We start from the raw sequence: 23,699 nt of genomic DNA on the forward strand, positions 1-23,699 counted from the left end.
GTGGCGCGGCGCGGTCCGGCGGACGCCGCCCGGGGGCCCGGCGCCGCGGGGGCGGACGCGCGCGGGCGCCGGGCGAGGCTCGCCGCGCCGTGGATCGTCGGAGGGCTCACCGGCGTCATCACGGCGGTGACGACCTCGCTGGACGCGGTGGACGTCGCCGCGCCCGCCAAGCTCGGGATCGTCGCGGTCGTGGCGCTGCTCGCGGGCGTCGCGGCGTGGGGCGCGCAGCAGGGGAACGACGCGGAGCCCGAGCCCGCCGCCGCGCCCGCCGCCCCGCGCAGCTCCCGCCCGTCATCGCGCACTTCACCGGCCGGGACGCCTCGCTCGCCGAGCTGCGCCGCGCGGTCGCGTCCGAGGCGGGCGCGGGCTCGCCCGCCTCGCCGCTGGTGGTGTCGGTGCACGGGCCCGCCGGGGTCGGCAAGTCGGCGCTCGCGGCGCGGTTCGCGCACGAGATCGCCGAGGGCTACCCGGACGGCCAGCTCTACTTCGACCTGCGCGGCGAGGGCGAGACCCGGGTCCGGCCCGAGGAGGTGCTGATCGGGTTCCTGCTGGTCCTCGGCGTCCGGCTCACCACCGACCCCGGCGGGCTGCCCGAGCTCCAGAAGCTGTGGTGGACGCACGCGCGGGGCCGCCGGCTGCTCGTCCTGCTCGACAACGCGCGCGACGCCGACCAGGTGCGGGCGCTGCTGCCGCCCGTCGGCGGCTGCGCGGTGCTCGTGACGTCCCGGCGGCCGCTGTACCTGCGCAACACCTTCGACCGGCGGCTGCCCGAGTTCACCGAACGGCACGGCGTGGAGCTGCTCGCCCGCCTCGCCGGGGAGGAGCGGATCCGTTCGGACCCCGAGTCGGCGGCCCGGATCGTCGAGCTGTGCGGACGGCTGCCGCTCGCCATCAGCATCTGCGGCGGACGGCTCGCCGCGCGCGAGTCGTGGACGGCGCGGGAGCTGGCCGGACGCCTCCAGGACCAGCGCCGCAGGCGGCTGGACGAGCTGGAGGTCGCCCGGGACATCGACAAGAGCGTCCGGGCGAGCCTCGCCCTCAGCTACGCCGACTGCAGCCAGACGCAGCGGCGGCTGCTGCGCACGTTCGGGCTGCTGGACGTCCCGGACGCGCAGGCGTGGGTGGCGGGCGCGCTGCTCGGCGTGTCGGACCTGGAGGGCGACGACCAGCTCGAAGCCCTCGTGGACGCGCAGCTCGCCGAGTGCTCGGGTACCGACGCGACCGGCCGGATGCGGTACCGCCTGCACGACCTCGTCCGCCTCTACGCCCGCGAGCGGTCCGAGCGCGAGGACACCGGCGCCGAGCGCCGCGCCGCCATCGAACGCGTCCTGGACGGCTACCGCGAGCGCGCGGAGCCGGTCGCCGCCGCCCGCTGGCCGCAGGACTGGCAGCGGCGGACCGGCGCCCGCGCGGGCGCCCCCGAGCCCGGGTACACCGCGACCGAGTGGCTCAGCAGCGAGCGGCTCGCCCTCCTCGCGCTCCTCGGCCAGGCGGCCGGGCACGGGATGTGGGGGCTGGTGTGGCGGCTCGGCCGGGCGGCGTGCTCGCTGTTCCACTCGCTGCGCGTCTTCTGGCCCGAGTGGCGGACCGTCGCGGGCCTCACCCACACCGCCGCCGAGCGGCTGGGCGACGGCCGCTCGCTCGGCATCGCGCTGCTCGAACGCGCCTCCGTCGAGGGCGGCCAGGGCAACGTCGAGCGGGCGCGCGGCGACGCGTACGCCGCCCTCGACCTGTTCACCGGGCTCCGCGAGACGTGGTGGCGGGCGCGGGCGCTGCGCGCGGTCGGGATGAGCCTGCGGGACGAGGGCAACATCGACGAGGGCCAGCGCTACCTGATCGAGGCCATCGAGGCGTTCGGGCGGGAGGGCGACGGCTGGTGGCGGGCCCGCACGCAGCGCAACCTCGCCGAGGTGCGCCTCGCCCAGCGCCGCTACGCCGAGGCGCGCGAGCTGCTCGAAGAGGGCCTGGAGGTCTTCCAGCGCAACGGCAACCGCTACTCGGAGGCGCAGACGCTGCGCGCGCTCGGGGAGGTCCTCGCCGCCGAGGCCCGCAGCCTGCGCGCGTCCGGCGCGCACGCGGAGGCCGAGACCAAGTACAGCCTCGCCGCGCCCGTGCTGGAACGCGCGGCCGAGACGTTCCGGCTGCGCGACGAGCAGTGGGAGGAGGCGCGCTGCCTGCGCGCCGCGGGGGAGGTCGGCGATCCGCGCAACGGGCTGCGGGAGCTGACGTTCGTCCGGCACGCCGAGCGGATGCTCGAAGGGCTCGGCGACACCTGGGGCGTCGCGCGCACCCGGATCTCCGAGGGCCGCGCGCTCGGCCGCCTCGGCCGCCACGCCGAGGCCGCCGAGGCCCTCGGGCAGGCCGTCGAGGCGTTCGACGAGCTGGGCGACCGCTGGTGGCAGGCCCGCGCCCGGCGCACCCTCGCCGAGGTGCTCCTGGACGCCGGACGCCGCGAGCAGGCGCGCGAACCCGCCCGCGAGGCCCTGGAGCTCTACCGCCGCCTCGGCAACACGGCCGGGGAGAGCCGCGCCCGCCGCGTCCTCGCGCACGCCTCCGAACCCGTGGCCTGAACGGTCTCAGCCGTCCGCCCGTCCGACGAGCCCCACCACCGCGTCCAGCCCGGTGATCCGGACGACGCCCGCCTCGTCCCGTACGTCCGGGCCGGAGGCGTCCCGGTCGAGCCAGACGCCGCGCAGGCCCGCGTCGACCGCGGCGCGCGCGTCCGTGGCGAGGCGGTCGCCGACGTAGGCGGTCTCGGCGGGGCGGAGGCGCAGCGCGGCGCAGGCCGCGAGGAAGATCTCGGCCGCGGGCTTGGCGACGCCCGCCTCGCTGGAGGTCAGCACGTAGGGCAGGCGGGCGTCCAGGCCGATCGCCTTGAGCTTTGCGCGCTGCTGCACGGCGTCCCCGTTGGTGATCACGCCGAGGCGCAGGCCGCGCCGGGCGAGCGCGGCGACGGCGGGACGGGCGTCCGGGTACGCCCGCCACGCCGCCTCGTACCGGCGGAGGAACCCGGCCAGCCACGCGTCGGCGCGCGCGTCGTCCCAGGCGCCGAGGCCGAGCTCGCGGGCCAGGGCGGTGATCCTGGCGCGGCGCTGCTCGGTGAAGGTCAGCTCGCCCGCCAGGTAGCGGTCGACGGCCTCCTCGGTCAGCTCGGCCCAGCGCCGCGCGACGAACGCGGGATCGGCGTCGGGAACGAGGCGACGACGGCGGTGGCGGCGGCGCCGTCGTGGTCGAGCAGCGTCCCGTCCAGGTCGAACAGGACCGCGGCGACGTTCACGGGGGCGGGCCTCAGCGCGCGCCGGCCCGGCGTTCGGCCAGGGCGCGCACGGTGTCGACGACGATGGCGCGGCGGCGGGCGAGCGCGGCCTCCTCGTCGGGCTCCGCCAGGATGAGGCGGCGCATCTGCGGCACGGCGAAGTTCCACGCGATGAGGCCGAGGACGGTGAACAGCCAGTCCTGGGCGTCGCGGGCGCGTTCGGCCTCGGGCAGGCCGTCGCCGTGGCCGTAGGCGAGCATGTCGCGGACGTTCTGCTCGTAGGCGAGGCGCCGCTCCTGCTCGCCGGGCAGCGCGCCGCCGCCGAGTTCGAGCGCCTCCCAGAGCAGCAGCCGGACGAGCTCCGGATGCTCCCGGTACCAGTCGAAGATCATCCCGGCCGACTCGGCGAGCGTCGCCGGGCCGAGCTCGACCGAGTGGCAGATCTCCTCCAGCTTGGCGCGCACGACCGCGCCGAACAGCTTGTCCTTGCCGCCGAAGTAGAGGTAGATCGCCTGCTTGTTGGCCCGCGCGGCGGTCGCGATGCGCTCGACGCGCGCCCCCGCGAGCCCGTGCGCGGCGAACTCGGCGGTGGCGGCGTCGAAGATCCGCCGCCGGGTCGCCTCCGCGTCGTAGCTCATGGAGCCAATTAAACCATCCGTTTGACTTTCTCGCCGGGCCCGGCCAGGATCTCTAAAACAAACAGATGGTTTATTTCGAGGAGCCACCGATGACCGCCATGACCACCGGGCCCGCCGCCACCGCCGAGACCGCCCCTGCCCCCGTCCGCTCCGCGCTGCCGTCCGGCCTCGCCGGGACGACCGTCGCGGTGATCGGCGGCAGCTCCGGCATCGGGCTCGCCGCGGGCGGGCTGCTGCGCTCGCTCGGAGCCCGCCCCGTCCTGATCGGCCGCGACCCCGGACGGCTCGCCGACGCCGTCGCCCGGGTCCGCGCGGACGGACCCGAGGACGCGGTGCTGGGCGCCGTCGCGGACGGCGCCGACGAGGACGCGCTGAACGAGGCGTTCGACCGGGCCGGGACCGTCGACCACGTGCTCGTCACGGCGGGCGGGATCAACGGGGCCGGGCCGTTCGGCGAGATCACGCGGGACGCCGCGAGCGCCGCGCTCGACGCGCGGGTGTGGGGGGCGTTCGCGGCGGCGCGGGCCGCCGCCCCGCGGCTGCCCGCCGGCGGCTCGATCACGTTCGCCTCCGGCACGTACGTCACGCGCCCGGTCCCGGGCCTGTCCGGCTCCATCGCGGGCATCGGCGCGGTCGAGGCCGTCGCCCGCGCGCTCGCGGTCGAGCTGGCGCCGCGGCGGCTGCGCGTGAACGCGGTCCGGTTCGGCGTCTTCGACACGCCCCTGGCGCGGAACGTGATGGGCGTCCCGGCGGGTCCGGACGGCGACGCCGCCATGGCCGCGGCGGGCGCCGGGCTCCCGCTCGGCCGGTTCGGAACGCCCGAGGAGGCCGCGTCCGCCGCGCTGTTCCTGATGGCCGACACCTACATGACCGGCCAGATCCTCACCGTCGACGGAGGCGCCGCCCTGGTCTGAGGACGGCGCGGGGCGCGGGGCGCGGGGTGGCGCGGGGTGTCGCGGGAAAGGGAAGGGGGCCCCTGACCGATGGGAGTGGGGTCGGGTCAGGGGCCCCGAGAGGCACGGCGGGACCGCAGGAGGCCGGCGGCCCGCCCGTGCCGGTCCTAGGTCGGCATCGGGATCATCCGAGGCCGGACCGCATCGCGGTGATCAGCTCGCCGTTGGGGGTGTCGCCGCTGAGCTCCCAGAAGAACGAGCCGCCGAGGCCCTGGCCCTTCGCGTAGCCCATCTTCCCGCCGATGGTGGCCGGGGTGTCGTAGCTCCACCACTGGCTGCCGCACTTGGCGTACGAGGTGCCGGCGACGGTGCCGGTCGGCGGGCAGCGGCCCTTGAGGACCTTGTAGTCCTCGATGCCCTGCTCGTACGTGCCGGGCGCCGGACCGGTGGCCGTGCCGCCGGGCCCGGCCTGCGTGACGCCCGTCCAGCCGCGCCCGTAGAACCCGATGCCGAGCAGCAGCTTGTTCGCCGGGATGTTCTTCGACTTCAGCTTCTGGATGGTGTTGTCGGAGTAGAAGCCCGGGATCGGGATGTCCGGGTACGAGGTCAGCGGCGAGTGCGGGGCGGTCGGGCCCTGCGCGTCCCACGCGCCGAAGAAGTCGTAGGTCATCGGCAGGTACCAGTCGACGTACTGGGCCGCGCCCCCGTAGTCCGCGGCGTCGAGCTTGCCGCCGGAGGTGCCGTCCGCGGAGATCGCCGCCGTCACCAGGTTGCCCGACCCGAACTTCGAGCGCAGCGCCGACATCAGGTTGCGGAACGCCGCCGGGCCGCTGGTGTCGCAGGTGAGGCCGCAGGCGTTCGGGTACTCCCAGTCGATGTCGATGCCGTCGAACACGTCCGCCCAGCGCGGGTCCTCGACCAGCTTGAGGCACGAGTCGGCGAACGCCGCGGGGTTGGCCGCGGCCTGGCCGAAGCCGCCCGACCAGGTCCAGCCGCCGAACGACCACAGGACCTTCAGGTTCGGGTGCTTCTTCTTCAGCTTGCGGAGCTGGTTGAAGCTGCCGCGCAGGGGCTGGTCCCAGGTGTCGGCGACGCCGTCCACGCTCTCGCCCGCGCCGTACGCCTTCTCGTAGTCGGCGTAGGAGTCGCCGATCGTGCAGCGGCCGTTCTGGACGTTGCCGAACGCGTAGTTGATGTGGGTCAGCTTGGCCGCCGACCCGCTCGTGTCGATGTTCTTGACGTGGTAGCCGCGCTGGTAGACGCCCCACTCGGCGAAGTAGCCGATGACCTTGTCGCCGCCGGGGCCGGTGTCGCCGCCCTCGTCGGTGGTCACGCTGACGGCGCCGGACGCCGGGGAGGTGTTCCCCGCCGCGTCGCGCGCCTTGACGGTGAAGCTGTAGGCCGTCTTCGGGGTGAGGCCCGTGACGGTCGCGCTGGTGCCCGTGACGCTCTCGGCCTTGGTGTCGCCCTGGTACACGTCGTACCCGGTGACGCCGACGTTGTCGGTCGCGGCGGTCCACGCGAGCGAGACGCTGTTCGACGTCTTGCCGGTGGAGCGGAGCCCGCCGGGCGCGGTCGGGGCCTCGGCGTCGTCGCCGGGACCGCCCGAGCCGTCGCACGCGCCGCCGTTCACCTTGCAGCCGGTGATCCAGCCGGGCCCGGTGCCGCCGAACCCGAAGCTGACCGAGGCGCCCGCGCCGAGCGAGCCGTTCCAGCCGACGTTGGTGAAGGTGTAGTGGGGCGGGGTGCCGCCCTTGGTCGCGTCCCACACCGACCCGACGGACGTCCCGGACGGCAGGTCGAACTCGACCTTCCATCCCGAGACCCCGGCCGACGTGTCGTTCTTGATCGTGCACTTGCCCTCGAACCCGCTGCCCCAGTCGGAGGTCTTGGAGCAGGAGGCGGTCACCGCCGCGGCCTTCGCCGCGCTCGGCGCGTTGCTCGGCGCCGCGGGCGCCGGTGGAGCGTTGAGGAGCGTACCGGCCACCGCGAGGGACGCGGCGCCGGCGAGCGCGATGGCTCGCCGTCCGCCCGGTCTGGACAATGGATTCTCCGTTCAGCCCGCCCCCGAACCAACAGGAATCTCGGCCTTTTCTTAGGAAACTTTCCTAAGAATTGGGGTGATGGTAACCGGGGCCACAGTGCCCCGCAAGGGGCTCGGACGGGCCGGTTGCGGGGCCCGCGGCTGGTCTGGGCGGCTCGCTGGGGACGTACGGTCAGCCGGTTCCGAACCAGCCGGGCGCGTCGAGCCGCCACAGGTCGGACGGGGTGACGCGGCGCAGGTCGTCCTCCATCGCCCGCACCCGGTCGGCGCCGAGCGTCTCCATCCACCGCGCGCGGACCCGCTCGAAGATCAGCTCCGAGCGGCGCAGCGAGTCGGCGCCGCGCCCGGTCAGCCGGACGATCTTGCGCCGGGCGTCGCGCGGGTCGCGCCCGCGCTCGACGTAGCCGAGCCGCTCCAGCGAGTCGACCGTCTTGCCGGCCGCCTGCTTGGAGATCCCGAGCGTCCGCCCGAGGTCCACGGCCGTCGTCCCGTGCGGGCCGATCGCCTGGAACACGAACCCGTGCATCGGGCGCAGGTCGGGGTGGCCCTGCCGGGCCAGCTCCTCGTGCACCTCGTCGATGACCACGCGGAACGCCAGGAACAGGCGCAGCGGCAGCTCGAAGCCCGGCGTCCCGTCGGGCGGTTCGTTTGACATGAAAGACAACCTCGTTGACTATATGGGGAGATGGACAACCTCGTTGTCCATCTCCGTCCCATCCTAACCGGAACGAGGGAACCATGACCCTGATCAAGAACGCCGACAGCCGCCGCACCGAGACCCCGAACGGCGTGATGACCACCCTCGCCTCGCCCACCCAGGGCGGCGCCGGCACGGCGCTCTGGCGCGTCGACATGGCCGCCGGGCGGCAGGGGCCGCCGCACGCGTTCGACACCGAGCAGGTGTGGACCTGCCTGGAGGGCGGCGCGACCGTCGAGCTGGACGGCGCCGCGCTCACCGTCGCGCCCGGCGACACCGTCGTCTTCCCGGCGGACGCGCCGCGCCAGGTCACCGCCGACCCGGAGAAGGGCTTCGTCGCGGTCGTCTCGGCCCCGGCGGGCACCGAGGCGTACAACCCGGGCGGCGTGTCCGACCCGGACGCCTGCGAGCTGGCCCCGAAAGCGACCGAACGCCTCGTCCCCCTCTGGGCCCGCTGACCCGGGAAGCCCAGGCCCCGCTCGCCCCGACCCGGCGGGCGGGGCGGCGGGCGCGGCGAGCGGGCGGCGGGTGCGGCGGGTGCGGCGGGCGCGGCGAGCGGGCGGCGGGTGCGGCGGGCGCGGCGAGTGGGCGGCGGGCGCGGTGGGTCAGCCGCCCAGGTAGGCCAGCACCGCCAGGACCCTGCGGTTGTCGTCCTCGGACGGCGGGAGGCCGAGCTTGCCGAAGATGTTGTTGGTGTGCTTGCTGATCGCCTTCTCGGTGACGAAGAGCGCGGCGGCGATCGCGGCGTTCGAGCGGCCCTCCGCCATCAGCCCGAGCACCTCGCGCTCGCGCGCGGTGAGCGCCTGGAGCGGCTCCTCGCGGGAGTGGCGGGTCAGGAGCTGCGCGACGACGTCGGGGTCGAGGGCCGTGCCGCCCCCGGCGACGCGGCGCACGGCCTCGACGAACTGGCCCACGTCCGACACGCGGTCCTTCAGCAGGTAGCCGATCCCGCCCGAGCTGTCCGACAGCAGCTCGCGCGCGTAGAGCTGCTCGACGTGCTGGGACAGCACGAGGACGGGCAGGCCCGGGTTCTCCTTGCGGGCCTCCAGCGCGGCCTTCAGTCCCTCGTCGGTGAACGTCGGCGGCAGCCGCACGTCGACCACCGCCACGTCCGGACGGTGCGAGGCCAGGGCCCGTACCAGGGACGGGCCGTTGTCGACCGCCTCGACGACCTCGAACTCGAACGCCTGCAACAGGCGGATCAGGCCGTCCCGGAGGAGGGCAAGGTCTTCGGCGATGACAACGCGCACGGCAGCTCCATGGTCACGACGGTCGGTCCACCCTGTGGACTCGTCACGGCCATCGTCCCATCGAACGCGGCGAGCCTGCGCTCGATGCCGCGCATCCCGCTGCCGTTCGCCGGGTCGGCGCCCCCGATCCCGTCGTCCCCGACGATGACCTGGAGCCGTCCGCCCGCGTGCTCGGCCTGGATCCAGGCCCGCTGCGCCTGGCTGTGCTTGACCACGTTCGCGAGGATCTCCGCCACGGCGAAGTACGCCGCCGACTCGACCGGAGCCTGGAGGCGGCCGGGAATGTCGGTCCGCACGTCGATCGGGAGCGGCAGGGACAGGGCGAGGGCCTGCACCGCGCCGTCCAGGCCGCGTTCGGCGAGGACGGGCGGGTGGATCCCGCGGACCAGGCCGCGCAGCTCCGTCAGCGCCTCGCCGCTCGCCGAACGGGCCTCCGCCAGCAGCTTCTGCGCCGTCTCCGGGTCGTGCTTCATCATCTCCTCGGCGAGGCCGATGTTCATGCTGAGCGCGACCAGCCGGGCCTGCGCGCCGTCGTGCAGGTCGCGTTCGATGCGGCGCAGCTCGGCGGCCGACACGTCCACCGCGTCCGAACGGGTCTCGGCGAGGTGCTCGACGCGTTCGGTGAGGGCCGTGCGGGTGGGCGCCAGCAGCGACTGGCTGAACAGCGCGTGCCCGCGCAGCAGGCCCGACGCGATCGGCACCGACACCACGGTGAGCGCGGCGGCCAGCACGACCGTCCCGACGATCCCGAACACGCCGTAGTCGCCGATCATCCAGAACGGGCCCCAGCCGTAGTCGGTGACGCCCGCCAGCCACGGCGCGACGAACACGCCCTCCAGCCCGTACACGAGGACGACGACGGCGGCCAGCCCGAGCCCGAACCCGAGCGGGACGTTCAGCAGGCACCACAGCAGGTCCCGCCACGTCGCCGGGTCCGACACCAGCCACCCGAGCCGGCGGAACGGCCCCATCTTCTCCGGGCGCGCGCGGTAGGGGACCGGGATCCGCACCCCGAACCACTCTTCGGCCCAGATCCGCTGCTGGTTGGCCACCCCGCGCAGCGCGGTCAGGAAGACGGGGGCAAGGACGATCCCGACGCCGAGCGGGATGAACGCGATCGACAGCGCCGTCACGATCGTCAAGGGCAGCGTCACCCCGAGCGCCAGCACCGCCTGGATGAGCCCCCGCACGAGGCTCAGGAGTCCCCGCCGCCCGATCTCGCCGAGGCGGTCGGCGAAGCCCCCGCGGCCGGAGCCGTCGCGTGTGGCGATCTCGCGGTCGTCCACCATTCCTCCAGGTCTGCTGCTGCGGCGCGGTGGGTCCCGGGCCGGTCGGTCCCTATTGTCGAACGTTCCCGCGCCGGAACTCAGTGGGGCTAAGCCCTCTTTCGCGGGAGCGGACAGGGGAGCTAGGCCCACCCCGCACCAGGGGCCTGGGGCCAGTGTCCCGCGCTCTCGCCGGCCGGAGCAGCCGTCCCGTCCGTCCCGGAAGGGGCCCGGCCGTCCGGACCGGCGGGTCGCGCCGACGAGCACAATGGGGCGGTGACGCGACAACAGGCCCGGATGCCTGCACAATGCCAGGCGATACCCAGGGGAGAAAGCGAATCCAGACCGTGACAGCGACCACCAGCCAGACCGCGCCCGGCCCCGACGGCGGCCCCGCGCGGGCGCCCGCGCCCATCACCCAGCGCATCGCCGAGGAGCTCGGCGTCCGCGAGGGCCAGGTGCGGGTCGCCGTCGACCTGCTCGACGGCGGCGCCACCGTCCCGTTCATCGCCCGCTACCGCAAGGAGGCGACGGGCACGCTCGACGACGCGCAGCTCCGCGCGCTGGAGGAGCGCCTGCGCTACCTGCGCGAGCTCGACGAGCGGCGCGCCGCGATCCTGGAGTCGATCGAGTCCCAGGGCAAGCTGACCGACGAGCTGCGCGCCCGGATCACGGCCGCCGACTCCAAGGCCCGGCTGGAGGACATCTACCTCCCGTACAAGCCGAAGCGGCGCACCAAGGCGCAGATCGCCCGCGAGGCCGGCCTGGAGCCGCTCGCCGAGCTGCTGCTGAACGACCCGTCCAACGACCCGCAGGCGTCCGCCGCGCCCTACGTCGACGCCGGCAAGGGAGTGGCCGACGCGACCGCCGCGCTGGAGGGCGCCCGCGCCATCCTGGTCGAACGCTTCGCCGAGGACGCCGACCTCATCGGCACCCTGCGCGAGCGGATGTGGGAGCGGGGCCGCGTGGTCTCGCGGGTCCGCGACGGCAAGCAGGAGCAGGGCGCGAAGTTCTCCGACTACTTCGAGTTCGCCGAGCCGTTCACCCGGCTGCCCTCGCACCGCGTCCTCGCGCTGTTCCGCGGCGAGAAGGAGGAGGTCCTCGACCTCGACCTGGAGCCGGAGGAGGCGCAGGCGGACGACCCGGCCGCGCGCACGTCGTACGAGATCGAGATCGCCCGCCGGTTCGGGATCGCCGACCGGGGCCGTCCGGCCGACAAGTGGCTCGGCGACGCGGTGCGGTGGGCCTGGCGCACGCGCATCCTCGTCCACCTCGGCATCGACATGCGCACCCGGCTGCGGCAGGAGGCCGAGGACGAGGCGGTGCGGGTGTTCGCCGCCAACCTCCGCGACCTGCTGCTCGCCGCGCCCGCCGGGACCCGCGCGACGATGGGCCTGGACCCGGGCCTGCGCACCGGCGTCAAGGTCGCCGTCGTGGACGCGACCGGCAAGGTCGTCGCCACCGACACGATCTACCCGCACGAGCCGCGGCGCCGCTGGGACGAGTCGGTCGAGACGCTCGCCCGGCTCGCCCGCGAGCACGGGGTCGACCTGGTCTCGATCGGCAACGGCACCGCGTCCCGCGAGACCGACAAGCTCGCCGCCGACCTCATCGCCCGCCACCCCGACCTCGGCCTCACCAAGATCATGGTGTCGGAGGCGGGCGCGTCGGTGTACTCGGCGTCGGAGTACGCCGGCCGCGAGCTGCCCGGCATGGACGTCTCGCTGCGCGGCGCCGTCTCCATCGCGCGCCGCCTCCAGGACCCGCTCGCCGAGCTGGTCAAGATCGACCCGAAGTCGATCGGGGTCGGCCAGTACCAGCACGACATCTCCGAGCTGAAGCTGTCGCGCTCCCTGGACGCCGTGGTCGAGGACGCGGTGAACGCCGTCGGCGTCGACGTCAACACCGCGTCCGCGCCCCTGCTCACCCGCGTCTCCGGGATCGGCGAGGGCCTCGCGGAGAACATCGTCGCCCACCGCGACGCGAACGGCCCGTTCCGCAGCCGGAGCGGGCTCAAGGAGGTGCCGCGGCTCGGCCCGAAGGCGTTCGAGCAGTGCGCGGGCTTCCTGCGCATCCCCGGCGGCGACGACCCGCTCGACGCCTCCAGCGTGCACCCCGAGGCGTACCCGGTGGTGCACCGCATCCTCGCCTCGGCTGGCGACGACATCAAGGGCCTGATCGGCAACACCGCCGTGCTCCGGTCGCTGAAGCCGCAGGAGTTCGTGGACGGCTCGTTCGGCCTGCCGACCGTCACCGACATCCTCGCCGAGCTGGAGAAGCCCGGCCGCGACCCGCGCCCCGCGTTCAGGACCGCGACGTTCAAGGAGGGCGTGGACAAGCTGTCCGACCTCCAGCCGGGCATGATCCTGGAGGGCGTCGTCACGAACGTCGCCGCGTTCGGGGCGTTCGTGGACGTCGGCGTGCACCAGGACGGGCTCGTCCACATCTCCGCGATGTCCGACAAGTTCGTCTCCGACCCGCGGGACGTCGCCAAGCCCGGCGACATCGTCCGCGTGAAGGTCCTGGAGGTCGACCTCCAGCGCAAGCGGATCTCGCTGACGCTGCGCCTCGACGACGAGCCCGGCGGCGACAACCGCGAACGCCCGCAACGCCAGGGCCGCGGCGGCGGCCAGGCGCGCGGCGGCCAGGGCAACCAGGCGGGTCAGGGCGGTCAAGGCGGCGCAGGCCGTGGCCGGGGCGGTCGCGGCCCGAACCCAGAGAAGGGCGGCGGCGGCCAGGGCGGTCGCGGCCAGGGCGGCGGCCAGCAGCGCCAGAACCGGCCGGACCGCCAGGGCGGCGGTGGCGGCGGTGGCGGGGGAGGCGGCGCGATGGCCGACGCCCTCCGCCGCGCGGGTCTCGACAAGGGCCTGCCCGCGCAGGACGACAGGCGACGCAAGGGCCGCTGACGCGGAAACGGCCCCCAAGCCTAGGTAGAGAAAGCGCGTGCCCCTCCGGCCGATGAAAACCGGAGGGGCACGCGCTTTCGCAATGTGCGTTTGCGTTTCTCAGCCCGGAGGGCGTCGGCCGTAGCCGAACTCGGGCCCGTCGGACTCGAAACTCCCCGATTCGGAACGTCCGGGCGGCTCCTGCTCCGGACCGTACGGCCCGCCTGGCTGCGGCCCTCGACCGTACGGCCCCTGCCCCTGCGGATCGTGTGCGTACGGGCTGCGCGGCGGCGCCGGGGGAGGGGCCTGCGGCATGTCCGGGTCCGGAACGGGCGCGCCCAGCATGGGCCCCGGCATCCCGAGCCCGGCGCCGCCGAAGCCCTGCCCGCCGAAGCCCTGCCCGCCGAGGCTCTGGCTGCCCAGCAGCGATCCGCCGCCCAGCCGCCCGCCGCCGAGCGCGGGACCGCCGAACGGGTCCTGCGCGGGCGGCACCTCTTCGACCGGCGGCTCGCCGCCGTCCAGAACGGGCCGGTGGCGGGGGAACTGGAGGACCGCGACGGCGCCCAGCAGCAGCGCCCCGACGCGCATCGCGCCGAGCGAGGTCTCCTGCGGCCACGGCTCCCCGTAGAGGAACGTCCCGCCGAGCAGCAGGTACGACTTGGCGCTCACCGTCATCACGGTCGCGACGATCGACACCCGGCACCGCTGGAACGCCGCGACCATGATCCCGAAGCCGAGCCCGGCCGTCAGCACCGTCACGTACGGGTACGGCGTGGACAGGATGTCCGAGGTCATCCCGCCCGAGTCGCTCCAGCCCTTGATCGCCAGCTCGGCGGTGCCGACCGGGAAGCCCGAGCTCAGCCCGTAGGCGATGCCGGTGACGGCGCGCGCGTGCCGCCCGTCGGGGCGGCGGTCGCCGAGCGCCATGATCATCAGGGGGACCACGACCGCCGGGGCGACGACCACCGCCAGCTTCCAGACCGGCACGTCCACCGACTTGATCGGCGGCGGGTCGCCGACCGACGCGGTCAGCAGCAGGATCGCGCCGCCGATCAGCAGCACGCTGAGCCACTCGCGGGCGGTCAGCCGGTCGCCGAAGAACGCCATCGCGATCAGCAGCAGCGGGATCGTGCCGGACATGAAGATCGGCACCGCGACGCCGAGCGCGAGGTGGCCGAGCGCGACGATCTGGAGGCCGAGCCCGCCGAGGACGAGGACGAGGCCCGCGAGGAAGACCCAGTCGGTCAGGATCGCCCACGCCATGTGCGGGATCCGGTTTCCGCGCAGGGGGGCCATCCGGTCGGCCGCCAGCTTGAAGATGGCGAAGCCGACGTAGTACAGGCCCGTTGCCCCAAAGGCCGCAACTATCCCGTTCATCCCGCACGATTATGGGGGCGCGGGTGCTCAATGTCACACCCTCGCGACGGATTGGTGATATCGATTCGGTTGTCGCCTGGGTCACATCCGCCCGAGCCGTGGCCGGGGCCGCCGGAACGATCATGATCCGGAAGTTCGGGGCGGAATCCGGGCGCCTGATGTCCGCGGACCCCGCCCGTACCCCATAGACTTGGCGCGCGAGGGCGCGGAGCCGTATTTCGGCGTGCCCGCGCCACCTGAGAGACTGACTGGCTGAGCACGCGTCGAACGTCGCGGCCGAGACAGCGCCCGATCAAGGAGACCTACCCCAGTGAAGACCGATGTCGAGGAGCTGACCCCCACGCGGGTCAAGCTCACCGTCGAGGTTCCGTTCGACGAGCTCAAGCCGAACCTCGACAAGGCGTACAAGGAGATCTCGCAGCAGGTGCGGATCAAGGGCTTCCGGCCCGGCAAGGTCCCCGCCCCGCTGATCGACAAGTACGTCGGACGGGGTGCGGTCCTGCAGGAGGCGGTCAACGACGCGCTTCCCGAGCTGTACGGCCGCGCCGTCGAGGAGACCGAGATCTTCGTCCTCGGCCAGCCCGACGTCGAGGTGACCGAGCTGGACGACGGCAACCAGTTCGCGTTCACGGCCGAGGTCGACATCCGGCCCAAGTTCGAGGTGCCCGACTACGACGGCCTCGAGGTGACCGTCGACGACGCCGAGGTCACCGACGAGCAGATCGACGAGACGATCGGCAACCTGCGCGAGCGGTTCGCGTCGCTGACCGCGGCCGACCGGGCGGTCCAGGAGGGCGACTTCGCCACGATCGACCTGGTCGCCGAGATCGACGGCGAGCGGATCGAGGACGCCTCCACCAGCGGCTTCTCCTACGAGGTCGGCAGCAAGTCGGCCGTCGAGGGGCTTGACGAGGCCCTGGTCGGCCTGTCGGCCGAGGAGAGCAGGACGTTCACCGCGACGCTGGCCGGCGGCGAGCGCGCGGGCGAGGAGGCCGAGATCACGGCCACCGTGCAGAACGTCAAGGTCAAGAACCTGCCCGAGCTCGACGACGAGTTCGCCCAGCTCGCCAGCGAGTTCGACACGATCGAGGAGCTGCGCGAGGACGTGCGCACCCGCCTCGGCCGCCAGGTCCGGATGCAGCAGCTCTCCGACGCGCGCGACAAGGCCCTTGAGGCCCTGCTGGAGAAGATCGACATCCCGCTCCCCGACAAGGTCGTGGACGAGGAGGTCAACCGGCGCAACCAGCAGCTCGAGCAGCAGCTCCAGATGGCCGGCATGAGCAAGGAGGACTACCTCAAGGACGAGGAGAAGTCCGAGGAGGAGTTCGACACCGAGGTCGCCGACGCGGCCCGCCTGGCCGTCAAGGGCGGCTTCGTGCTCGACCAGCTCGCCGTCCAGGAGGAGCTCGGCGTCGAGAACGAGGAGCTCAGCGAGTACGTCGTCACGCAGGCCATGCAGATGGGCGTGGCCCCGCAGCAGCTCGCCCAGTACCTCACCGAGAACAACCAGCTCCCGGCGATCGTGTCCGAGGTGCTGCGCAGCAAGGCCCTCAACCTCGTCGTCGAGCACGTCAAGGTCAAGGACGAGTCCGGCAACGAGCTCGACGTCGACGCCATCCAGCGCGAGCTGAACGGCGACACGGGCGAGACCGTCGAGGCCCCGTCCGAGGCCGGCGCCGAGGCGGAGACCGCCGACGCGGCCGAGGCCGGCGCCGACGCCGAGCGTGCCGAGGAGGCCGGCGAGTCCGCCACGGCCGCCGCCGACGCGGACGAGAAGGCCGCGGCCGCCTCCGACGACGCTGAGAAGGCCGCTGAGCAGGCTCCGGCGGCCGACGCCAAGGGCGAGCAGAGCAAGGACGCCTGAGCCGCCTGAAGGCTCGTGAGGCGCCCGTGCGCGCCGAGGACGCCCCGCCCCCGGGAAGGCCCGGGAGCGGGGCGTTCCCCGTTGCGGGCGATCTTCATTCCCCGGTACGCCCCTGGCGAAAAGGCGCCCCTCGCGGCTTAACCGGGTCCTGGGGCGCGTTAATGTCCAAGCATCCGAACCGATAAAAGGACCGGAGGAACACCCGGTGAGCATGCCTCCGACTTTCGATGAGCCGTCGCGGATCGACGGGCGGGTGGCCGAGGCGCCGCTGGCCCTGGGCGACGCGCTCTTCCAGCGCCTGCTGCGCGAGCGCATCGTCTTCCTCGGCCAGCAGGTCGACGACGACATCGCCAACCGCATCTGCGCGGAGCTGCTGCTGCTGTCGGCCGAGGACGGCCGCCGCGACATCACTCTCTACATCAACTCGCCCGGTGGCTCCGTCACCGCCGGCATGGCGATCTACGACATCATGCAGTACGTGCCGAACGACATCGTGACGGTCGGCATGGGCCTGGCCGCCTCGATGGGCCAGTTCCTGCTCTGCGCCGGCACCACGGGCAAGCGCTACGCGCTCCCGCACGCCCGGATCATGATGCACCAGCCGTCCGGCGGCATCGGCGGCACGGCCTCGGACATCAAGATCCAGGCCGAGCAGATGCTGTACGTGAAGAAGACGCTCGCCGAGAAGATCGCCGAACACACCGGCCAGTCCCTCGACCAGATCGAGCGCGACTCCGACCGCGACCGGTGGTTCACCGCCGACGAGGCCAAGGACTACGGCCTCGTGGACCACGTGGTGCTGAGCGCCACCCAGGTGCCCTCTGAGGGCCCCGTCTCCTGACGACCTGATCCTTCCATCGGAGGCACTCAAGTGAGCGATCTGTTCCGTCCCGGCGTCACCGATCTCATCCGGCCGGGGGCCGGTCCGATGCCGGTCGACAACCGCTACATCATCCCGTCCTTCGTCGAGCGCACCACGTACGGGGTCAAGGAGATGAACCCGTACAACAAGCTCTTCGAGGAGCGCATCATCTTCCTCGGGGTCCAGATCGACGACGCGTCGGCCAACGACGTGATGGCCCAGCTCCTCACGCTGGAGTCGATCGACCCCGACCGCGACATCAGCATCTACATCAACTCGCCCGGCGGCTCGTTCACCGCCATGACGGCGATCTACGACACGATGCAGTTCGTCAAGCCGGACATCCAGACGGTCTGCATCGGGCAGGCGGCCTCGGCGGCGGCGGTGCTGCTGTCGGCCGGCACGCCGGGCAAGCGGGCGGCGCTGCCGCACTCGCGGATCCTGATCCACCAGCCGGCCACCGAGGGCACCTACGGCCAGGCCAGCGACATCGAGATCCAGGCCCGCGAGATCCTGCGGATCCGCGAGCAGCTCGAGCTGATCCTCGCCCGGCACAGCGGCAAGAGCATCGAGGACGTCCGGTTCGACATCGAGCGCGACAAGATGTTGACTGCGGACGAGGCCAAGGAGTACGGCTTGGTCGACGATGTCTTCGCCAGCAGGAAGCGCAAGGCCGAGGTAGTGTCGTCCTGAGACGGCACACGGATGCGGGAGACCCCCAGCCCGGTCGTCATACTTCCGGGCGAGGGGCTTTCCAAGTCCGACGGAGACTGTAACGTCGAGTCCAACGTCGAGAGCCTTCGGGACGCAACCGAGCTGCGCCGCACCTCTCAGGCGGGCGGCCCCACGAAAAGGAGACAGTTGGGTGGCACGCATCGGCGACGGTGGTGACCTGCTCAAGTGCTCGTTCTGCGGCAAGAGCCAGAAGCAGGTCAAGAAGCTCATCGCGGGTCCGGGCGTGTACATCTGCGACGAGTGCATCGATCTCTGCAACGAGATCATCGAGGAGGAGCTCTCCGAGACCTCCGACCTCAAGTGGGACAGCCTTCCCAAGCCGCGGGAGATCTACGAGTTCCTGGACTCCTACGTCATCGGGCAGGAGACGGCCAAGAAGGCCCTTTCGGTCGCCGTCTACAACCACTACAAGCGCATCCAGTCGGGTGACTCCGGCAGGGACGACCCGGTGGAGATCGGCAAGTCCAACATCCTGCTGCTGGGGCCCACCGGATCGGGTAAGACGCTGCTCGCGCAGACGCTCGCCAAACTCCTCAACGTCCCGTTCGCGATCGCGGACGCCACGGCGCTGACGGAGGCAGGTTACGTAGGCGAGGATGTCGAGAACATCCTCCTGAAGCTCATCCAGGCCGCCGACTACGACGTCAAGAAGGCCGAGACCGGGATCATCTACATCGACGAGGTCGACAAGGTCGCCCGCAAGAGCGAGAACCCGTCGATCACCCGGGACGTGTCCGGCGAGGGCGTCCAGCAGGCCCTGCTGAAGATCCTGGAGGGGACCACCGCGAGCGTGCCGCCGCAGGGCGGCCGCAAGCACCCCCACCAGGAGTTCATCCAGATCGACACCACCAACGTGCTGTTCATCTGCGGCGGCGCCTTCGCCGGCCTGGAGAAGATCGTCGAGTCCCGGGTCGGCAAGCAGGGCATGGGCTTCGGGGCGGTGATCCGTTCCAAGAGCGACTACGAGGACTCCTCCAGCGTGCTCGGCGACGTGATGCCCGAGGACCTGCTGAAGTTCGGGATGATCCCCGAGTTCATCGGCCGGCTGCCGGCGATCACCAGCGTGCACAACCTGGACCGGGAGGCGCTGATCAATATCCTCACCGAGCCCAAGAACGCGCTGGTCCGCCAGTACCAGCGGCTGTTCGAGCTCGACGGGGTCGACCTGGAGTTCACGGGCGACGCCCTGGAGGCGATCGCCGACCAGGCGATCCTGCGGGGCACCGGCGCGCGCGGCCTGCGCGCGATCATGGAAGAGGTGCTCCTGTCGGTGATGTACGAGGTCCCGAGCCGCGTGGACGTGGCCCGGGTCGTGATCACGCGGGAGGCGGTCCTGGAGCACGTCAACCCGACCCTCGTGCCGCGCGAGCGCGCCAAGCGCGAGCCCCGCGAGAAGTCGGCCTGATCGGCGGTCGTCCGCGCTAGGATCCCGGCACCGAGCCAGCGCCCCTCCCCCCAAGGGAGGGGCGTTTACCTGTCCCGGGGCGGGGCCTCGGCGGACGGGAACGGGCGGGGGGCCTCAGCGGACGGGAACGGGCGGGGGCCTCAGCGGACGGGAACGGGCGGGGGGTCAGGACCGGTCGCCGAGGCCGGCCTCGCGGGCGAGGACGATGGCCTGGGCGCGGTCGGCCACGTGCAGCTTCATGAAGATGTTGGACACGTGGTTGCGGACCGTCTTCTGGCTGAGGAACAGCGTCGCGGCGATGTCGGCGTTGCTGCGGCCCTGCGCGATCAGTTCGAGGACCTCCCGCTCGCGCTCGGTGAGCTGGGGGAACGCGGCCTGCCGCGGGTCGGGCAGCTCGGTGAAGTAGGTGAGGACGCGGCGCGCGATCTCGGGGCCGTAGATGGCCTCGCCCGCCGCGACGGCGCGCACGGCCCGCGCGATCTCCTCGGCGCCCGACTCCTTGAGCAGGTAGCCGCGGGCTCCGGCGCGCATCGCGGCGAACACCGAGTCGTCGTCCTGGAACATGGTCAGCACCAGCACGCCGATGCGGGGGCTGGTGCGGGTGATCGTACGGGTCGCCTCGATGCCGTTGCCGCCGGGCATGTGCAGGTCCATCACCACGACGTCGGGCTGGAGCTCGGCGGCCAGCCGTACGGCGTCGGGCCCGCACCCGGCCTCGGCGACGACCTCGACCCCGAGCGCGTGCAGCAGCCCCTTCAGGCCCTGCCTGAAGACCGGGTGGTCATCGGTGATGAGGACCCGGATGGACTCCGTGCTCATGTTCGCCCGCCTTTGCCGGCCCTGCCCGCCGTCGCCCGATGGTACCCGGGCACCGACAGGGGCAGGCGGGCGGTCACGAGCGTCCCGCCGCTGGCGCGGGAGGTGATCGCGCAGCTTCCGCCGACCTCGGCGGCGTACTCCCGCATCGTCGCCAGGCCGCCCCACGGGCGGGCCTGGCCGCCGTTGCGGGCGGCGTCCGGGAGGCCGGGGCCGGAGTCGGCGACCATGACGTGCAGCTCGGTGTCGCGGCTGAGCAGCACCATGGCGGTGCTCTCGCGGGCGTGTCGGCGCACGTTGCCGAGGGCCTCCTCCACGATCCGGAACGCGGCGACCTCGACGGCGGCGGGCAGTTCGGCCGGGCTGCCGTCGAAGCGGACGTCGACCCGTTCGCAGCAGCCCTCGGCGACGGACTCGATGGCGGCGACGAGGCCGAGGTCGTCCAGCGCGGGCGGGCGCAGGCCGTGCGCGAGGTCGCGGATCTCGCCGACGGCCTCGGCGACCCGGTCGCGCAGCTCGGCGAGCAGCGGCTCCATCCGCTCGGGCTCCCCGGCGAGGGTGATGCGGGCGGCGTCCAGCGACATCGCGAGGCTCGCGAGGGTGGGGCCGAGGCCGTCGTGCAGGTCGCGGCGGAGCCGCCGCCGCTCCTCCTCGCGGGTGGCGAGGATCCGTTCGCGGGAACGTTGCAAATCGGCGGCCAGGCGCAGGTGGCGGGGGAGGCTCGCCAGATGGGCGGTGACGGCTCCGGCGGCGAAGGCTCCGGCCAGCCCGGCGGCGTGCGCGACAACCGATCGCATCCGGCCCTTCCCTCCGCACCCCCGGTCCGTGTCCCAGGTCATCGCGCCACGCCGCAACGGCATCCCCGCTTCCGGCCGTTGCGGACGTGACGCGGCACCAGCCTGTCGGGCGGGATGACCCGGTGTCAGGTGACCGGTGTCCCGACCGGGGCGGGAAAACGCTCTCCGGGCGGGTTCCACCGTTACGGGGCCGTAGAATCGTCAGCCGTGACGAACCCCAGCAGCGAGCGCGGCCAGGAGGCCGCCGACGTCGATCTGCCCACCCAGTACCAGCCGGCGAACGTCGAGGGCAGGCTCTACGAGCGCTGGGTATCGCGGGGCCTGTTCACCGCCGACCCCGCCCGCGACCCGTCCCGTCCGGCCTACTCGATCGTGATCCCGCCGCCCAACGTGACCGGCTCGCTGCACATGGGCCACGCGCTGGACCACTCGATCCAGGACACGCTCGTCCGGCGGCGCCGGATGCAGGGGTACGAGGCGCTGTGGGTGCCCGGCATGGACCACGCGGGCATCGCCACGCAGAACGTCGTGGAGCGGGAGCTGGCCAAGGAGGGCAAGTCCCGGCACGACCTCGGGCGCGAGGCGTTCGTCGAACGGGTCTGGCGGTGGAAGGGCGAGTCCGGCGGCCGGATCCTCGGCCAGATGCGCCGCCTCGGCGACAGCGTCGACTGGACGCGCGAGGCGTTCACGATGGACGACGCGCGCGCCCGCGCCGTCCGGACGATCTTCAAGCGGCTGTTCGACGACGGGCTGATCCACCGCGCCGAGCGCATCATCAACTGGTGCCCGCGCTGCCTGACGGCCCTGTCCGACATCGAGGTCGAGCACGCCGACCGCGAGGGCGAGCTGGTCTCCATCCGGTACGGGTCCGGCGAGGACGAGCTGGTCGTCGCCACCACCCGCGCGGAGACGATGCTGGGCGACACCGCCGTGGCCGTCCACCCCGACGACGAGCGCTACCGGCACCTGGTCGGGCGCGAGATCGAGCTGCCGCTGACCGGCCGCCGCATCCCGGTCGTCGCCGACGCGCACGTGGTCCCCGCGTTCGGGACGGGCGCGGTCAAGGTGACCCCGGCGCACGACCCCAACGACTTCGAGATCGGCCGCCGCCACGGCCTGCCGTCCCTGGCCGTCCTGGACGAGCGGGGCGTGATCACCGCGCCGGGGCCGTTCGAGGGGCTCGACCGGTTCGAGGCGCGGCCCGCCGTGGTCGCCGCGCTGCGCGAGCAGGGCCGGATCGTCAAGGAGGTCCGCCCGTACGAGCACTCGGTCGGGCACTGCCAGCGCTGCTCCACGGTCGTCGAGCCGCGCGTGTCGCTCCAGTGGTTCGTGACCGTCGCGCCGCTGGCCAAGGCCGCGGGCGACGCCGTCCGCGACGGCCGCGTCGCGATCCACCCGCCGGAGATGGCGGCCCGCTACTTCGAGTGGGTCGACGACATGCACGACTGGTGCATCAGCCGCCAGCTCTGGTGGGGGCACCGCATCCCGGTCTGGTACGGCCCGGACGGCGAGACGGTCTGCCCCGGCCCGGACGAGGAGCCGCCCGCCGGGTGGACGCAGGACACCGACGTGCTCGACACGTGGTTCTCGTCGGCGCTGTGGCCGTTCTCGACGCTCGGCTGGCCCGACCGCACGCCCGAGCTGGAGCGCTTCTACCCGACGTCGGTGCTGGTCACGGGCTACGACATCCTGTTCTTCTGGGTGGCCCGGATGATGATGTTCGGGCTGTACGCGATGGACGGCGCGGAGCCGTTCAAGACGATCACCCTGCACGGGATGGTCCGCGACCAGCACGGCAAGAAGATGTCCAAGTCGTTCGGCAACGTGGTGGACCCGCTCGACTGGATCGACCGGTACGGCGCCGACGCGACCCGCTTCACGCTGCTGCGCGGCGCGAACCCGGGCGGCGACGTCCCGGTGGCGGAGGACTGGGCGCAGGGGTCCCGCAACTTCTGCAACAAGCTGTGGAACGCGACCCGCTTCGCGCTGATCAACGGCGCGCACGTGCGCGGGGAGCTGCCCGAGGACGTGACCGCGGTGGACGCGTGGATCCTGTCGCGCCTCCAGACCGTGATCGCCGAGGTCGACGGCCACCTGGAGTCGTTCGACTTCGCGAAGGCGTGCGAGGCGCTCTACCACTTCGCGTGGGACGAGGTCTGCGACTGGTACGTGGAGCTGGCCAAGGTCCAGCTCGCCGACGGGCGCGCCGGCGCGACGCGCCGGGTGCTCGGCGAGGTCCTCGACAAGCTGCTGCGGCTGCTGCACCCGGTGGTCCCGTTCGTCACCGAGGAGCTGTGGACGTCGCTGACCGGTTCGGGGCAGGGCACGGACACCATCGTCACCGCGCCCTGGCCCGAGCCCGACCGGGCCCGGTCCGCGCCCGCCGCCGAGGAGCTCGTCGCCTCGCTCCAGCGGATGGTGACCGAGGTGCGCCGGTTCCGCGCCGACCAGGGCCTCAAGCCCGGCCAGAAGGTCGCGGCAGACCTGGAGTGGAACGGCTCGCCGCTGGCCGCGCACGAGGACGGCATCCGCTCCCTGCTGCGCCTCACCGAGCCGGCGGGCGGCTTCTCGGCGACCGCGTCCCTGCCCGTCGAGGACGTGAAGGTCCACCTCGACACGGCCGGGGCGATCGACGTGGCGGCCGAGCGCAAGCGGCTGGAGAAGGACCTGGCCGCCGCCCGCAAGGAGATCGGCCAGGCCCGCGGCAAGCTCGGCAACGAGGCGTTCATGGCGAAGGCCCCCGAGGCCGTCGTCGCCAAGAACCGCGACCGGCTCGCGCAGGCGGAGGCCGACGTCCGGCGCATCGAGGCGCAGCTCGCCGCCCTGCCCACCGCCTGATCCGTTGACCACGCGGCGGCCGGGGAGCGGGCGACGTTCCCCGGCCGAACCGTCCGCGCGCACGCCGCGCCGAAGCT

General features: G+C 73.1%; 19 protein-coding genes. 9 read left to right on the top strand and 10 right to left on the bottom strand.

Annotated features, from left to right (window positions below):
* Positions 1 to 215: 215 nt before the first annotated feature.
* Positions 216 to 2,570, top strand: coding sequence for a tetratricopeptide repeat protein (locus GEV43_RS55195; RefSeq protein WP_160823137.1), 2,355 nt, complete (start codon positions 216 to 218; stop codon positions 2,568 to 2,570).
* Positions 2,571 to 2,576: 6 nt separating this feature from the next.
* On the opposite strand, the gene GEV43_RS27215 is transcribed toward GEV43_RS55195, so the two are convergent.
* Genes GEV43_RS27215 through GEV43_RS27220 form a run of 3 tightly spaced genes read right to left on the bottom strand, consistent with a single transcriptional unit; the run spans position 2,577 to position 3,894 of the window.
* Entirely contained in the window at positions 2,577 to 3,149 is a 573-nt protein-coding gene (locus GEV43_RS27215; RefSeq protein WP_206681507.1) for an HAD family hydrolase, read from the bottom strand.
* Positions 3,146 to 3,277 (bottom strand): hypothetical protein, encoded by a 132-nt coding sequence (locus GEV43_RS54045; protein ID WP_302931021.1) that lies wholly within the window; start codon positions 3,275 to 3,277, stop codon positions 3,146 to 3,148. The genes GEV43_RS27215 and GEV43_RS54045 overlap by 4 nt, the downstream gene beginning before the upstream one ends.
* An 11-nt stretch (positions 3,278 to 3,288) precedes the next feature.
* On the bottom strand, positions 3,289 to 3,894 hold the full coding sequence (locus GEV43_RS27220; RefSeq protein WP_160823138.1) for a TetR family transcriptional regulator: 606 nt from the start codon (positions 3,892 to 3,894) through the stop codon (positions 3,289 to 3,291).
* A gap of 89 nt (positions 3,895 to 3,983) precedes the next feature.
* Here GEV43_RS27220 and GEV43_RS27225 point away from each other — a divergent pair, with 89 nt between their 5' ends.
* Positions 3,984 to 4,808, top strand: coding sequence for an SDR family NAD(P)-dependent oxidoreductase (locus GEV43_RS27225; RefSeq protein WP_160823139.1), 825 nt, complete (start codon positions 3,984 to 3,986; stop codon positions 4,806 to 4,808).
* 163 nt (positions 4,809 to 4,971) lie between these two features.
* Here the strand turns inward: GEV43_RS27225 and GEV43_RS51155 are convergent, their stop codons facing one another.
* Together GEV43_RS51155 and GEV43_RS27235 are read right to left on the bottom strand one after the other, a co-directional pair.
* On the bottom strand, positions 4,972 to 6,831 hold the full coding sequence (locus GEV43_RS51155) for a glycosyl hydrolase family 18 protein (RefSeq protein WP_175250144.1): 1,860 nt from the start codon (positions 6,829 to 6,831) through the stop codon (positions 4,972 to 4,974).
* Between the two features lie 172 nt (positions 6,832 to 7,003).
* Complete coding sequence (locus GEV43_RS27235; protein WP_160823140.1) at positions 7,004 to 7,486, bottom strand: MarR family winged helix-turn-helix transcriptional regulator; 483 nt, start codon at positions 7,484 to 7,486, stop codon at positions 7,004 to 7,006.
* Between the two features lie 83 nt (positions 7,487 to 7,569).
* Between GEV43_RS27235 and GEV43_RS27240 the strand changes: the two genes are divergently transcribed.
* Positions 7,570 to 7,986, top strand: coding sequence for a cupin domain-containing protein (locus tag GEV43_RS27240; RefSeq protein WP_160823141.1), 417 nt, complete (start codon positions 7,570 to 7,572; stop codon positions 7,984 to 7,986).
* Between the two features lie 147 nt (positions 7,987 to 8,133).
* Here GEV43_RS27240 and GEV43_RS27245 read toward each other — a convergent pair whose 3' ends face one another.
* A complete protein-coding gene (locus GEV43_RS27245) occupies positions 8,134 to 8,778 on the bottom strand; it encodes a response regulator transcription factor (RefSeq protein WP_160823142.1) in 645 nt (214 codons plus the stop codon).
* Positions 8,730 to 10,067, bottom strand: coding sequence for a sensor domain-containing protein (locus GEV43_RS27250; protein WP_160823143.1), 1,338 nt, complete (start codon positions 10,065 to 10,067; stop codon positions 8,730 to 8,732). The genes GEV43_RS27245 and GEV43_RS27250 overlap by 49 nt, the downstream gene beginning before the upstream one ends.
* Positions 10,068 to 10,390: 323 nt before the next feature.
* Here GEV43_RS27250 and GEV43_RS27255 point away from each other — a divergent pair, with 323 nt between their 5' ends.
* A complete protein-coding gene (locus tag GEV43_RS27255; protein ID WP_375539057.1) occupies positions 10,391 to 12,949 on the top strand; it encodes a Tex family protein in 2,559 nt (852 codons plus the stop codon).
* Positions 12,950 to 13,048: 99 nt separating this feature from the next.
* Here the strand turns inward: GEV43_RS27255 and GEV43_RS27260 are convergent, their stop codons facing one another.
* Positions 13,049 to 14,305 carry a hypothetical protein gene (locus tag GEV43_RS27260; RefSeq protein ID WP_175250145.1) on the bottom strand — a complete coding sequence of 419 codons (1,257 nt, stop codon included), beginning with the start codon at positions 14,303 to 14,305 and terminating at the stop codon, positions 13,049 to 13,051.
* 310 nt (positions 14,306 to 14,615) lie between these two features.
* On the opposite strand from GEV43_RS27260, the gene tig reads away from it, so the two are divergent.
* The 4 genes from tig (at position 14,616) to clpX (ending at position 19,171) form a co-directional block, all read left to right on the top strand.
* Positions 14,616 to 16,169, top strand: coding sequence for a trigger factor (gene tig, locus GEV43_RS27265; protein WP_160823145.1), 1,554 nt, complete (start codon positions 14,616 to 14,618; stop codon positions 16,167 to 16,169).
* Positions 16,170 to 16,380: 211 nt separating this feature from the next.
* Positions 16,381 to 17,010 carry an ATP-dependent Clp protease proteolytic subunit gene (locus GEV43_RS27270; RefSeq protein WP_160824799.1) on the top strand — a complete coding sequence of 210 codons (630 nt, stop codon included), beginning with the start codon at positions 16,381 to 16,383 and terminating at the stop codon, positions 17,008 to 17,010.
* Between the two features lie 87 nt (positions 17,011 to 17,097).
* Positions 17,098 to 17,724 (top strand): ATP-dependent Clp protease proteolytic subunit, encoded by a 627-nt coding sequence (locus GEV43_RS27275; RefSeq protein WP_160824800.1) that lies wholly within the window; start codon positions 17,098 to 17,100, stop codon positions 17,722 to 17,724.
* 172 nt (positions 17,725 to 17,896) lie between these two features.
* Positions 17,897 to 19,171 (top strand): ATP-dependent Clp protease ATP-binding subunit ClpX, encoded by a 1,275-nt coding sequence (gene clpX / locus GEV43_RS27280; RefSeq protein WP_160823146.1) that lies wholly within the window; start codon positions 17,897 to 17,899, stop codon positions 19,169 to 19,171.
* Positions 19,172 to 19,336: 165 nt separating this feature from the next.
* On the opposite strand, the gene GEV43_RS27285 is transcribed toward clpX, so the two are convergent.
* Together GEV43_RS27285 and GEV43_RS27290 are read right to left on the bottom strand one after the other, a co-directional pair.
* The gene (locus GEV43_RS27285) at positions 19,337 to 19,990 is read right to left on the bottom strand and encodes a response regulator transcription factor (RefSeq protein WP_160823147.1); all 654 of its coding nucleotides are present in this window, start codon (positions 19,988 to 19,990) and stop codon (positions 19,337 to 19,339) included.
* Positions 19,987 to 20,784, bottom strand: coding sequence for a sensor histidine kinase (locus GEV43_RS27290; RefSeq protein WP_241683055.1), 798 nt, complete (start codon positions 20,782 to 20,784; stop codon positions 19,987 to 19,989). Before GEV43_RS27290 ends, GEV43_RS27285 begins: the two co-directional genes overlap by 4 nt.
* Before the next feature lie 207 nt (positions 20,785 to 20,991).
* Between GEV43_RS27290 and GEV43_RS27295 the strand changes: the two genes are divergently transcribed.
* Entirely contained in the window at positions 20,992 to 23,622 is a 2,631-nt protein-coding gene (locus GEV43_RS27295) for a valine--tRNA ligase (RefSeq protein WP_309239863.1), read from the top strand.
* Positions 23,623 to 23,699: the final 77 nt, after the last annotated feature.

It is taken from the genome of Actinomadura sp. J1-007 (assembly GCF_009793335.1).
Lineage (GTDB): Bacteria > Actinomycetota > Actinomycetes > Streptosporangiales > Streptosporangiaceae > Spirillospora > Spirillospora yumaensis.

What these genes read in the sequence shown, in the direction of transcription:
- GEV43_RS27285 (WP_160823147.1), bottom strand. Translation starts at nt 19,990, where the DNA reads ATGAGCACGGAGTCCATCCGGGTCCTCATCACCGATGACCACCCGGTC.
- GEV43_RS27220 (WP_160823138.1), bottom strand. Translation starts at nt 3,894, where the DNA reads ATGAGCTACGACGCGGAGGCGACCCGGCGGCGGATCTTCGACGCCGCC.
- GEV43_RS27290 (WP_241683055.1), bottom strand. Translation starts at nt 20,784, where the DNA reads ATGCGATCGGTTGTCGCGCACGCCGCCGGGCTGGCCGGAGCCTTCGCC.
- GEV43_RS27260 (WP_175250145.1), bottom strand. Translation starts at nt 14,305, where the DNA reads ATGAACGGGATAGTTGCGGCCTTTGGGGCAACGGGCCTGTACTACGTC.
- GEV43_RS27270 (WP_160824799.1), top strand. Translation starts at nt 16,381, where the DNA reads ATGCCTCCGACTTTCGATGAGCCGTCGCGGATCGACGGGCGGGTGGCC.
- GEV43_RS27235 (WP_160823140.1), bottom strand. Translation starts at nt 7,486, where the DNA reads ATGTCAAACGAACCGCCCGACGGGACGCCGGGCTTCGAGCTGCCGCTG.
- GEV43_RS27240 (WP_160823141.1), top strand. Translation starts at nt 7,570, where the DNA reads ATGACCCTGATCAAGAACGCCGACAGCCGCCGCACCGAGACCCCGAAC.
- GEV43_RS27225 (WP_160823139.1), top strand. Translation starts at nt 3,984, where the DNA reads ATGACCGCCATGACCACCGGGCCCGCCGCCACCGCCGAGACCGCCCCT.
- GEV43_RS27250 (WP_160823143.1), bottom strand. Translation starts at nt 10,067, where the DNA reads ATGGTGGACGACCGCGAGATCGCCACACGCGACGGCTCCGGCCGCGGG.
- GEV43_RS27275 (WP_160824800.1), top strand. Translation starts at nt 17,098, where the DNA reads ATGCCGGTCGACAACCGCTACATCATCCCGTCCTTCGTCGAGCGCACC.